The following is a 271-nucleotide window of genomic DNA, read 5'->3' on the forward strand; positions in this document are numbered from 1 at the left end:
GTCCGGGCACGAGGATGCCCCCGAGTCGACTCCTCCTATGCGCCATGCGGCCCCCAGGGCACGTGAAGAGACACCGGACACCGTAACGGTGGGCGCCGCCCACCGGTCAGCGGCCAGAGCATGGGGGGCACGCCCGGTCCCGTTCCGAACCCGGAAGCTAAGCCCCATCGCGCCGAGAGTACTGCGGGGCCAGCCCGTGGGAGGCCAGGGCGCCGCTGACCGGTGGACGGCACCGAGCCGTCAGAGGAAATGGAGAAGGGGGAGGCCTCGC

General features: G+C 72.0%; 1 rRNA gene. It reads left to right on the plus strand.

The features are described 5' to 3' along the window. Positions 1 to 105 precede the first annotated feature (105 nt). Positions 106 to 221: ribosomal RNA gene (gene rrf / locus DW123_RS07910) — 5S ribosomal RNA — on the plus strand. The last annotated feature ends 50 nt before the right edge of the window (positions 222 to 271 follow it).

Source organism: Collinsella sp. AM10-26, from assembly GCF_003472525.1.
Taxonomy (GTDB): domain Bacteria; phylum Actinomycetota; class Coriobacteriia; order Coriobacteriales; family Coriobacteriaceae; genus Collinsella.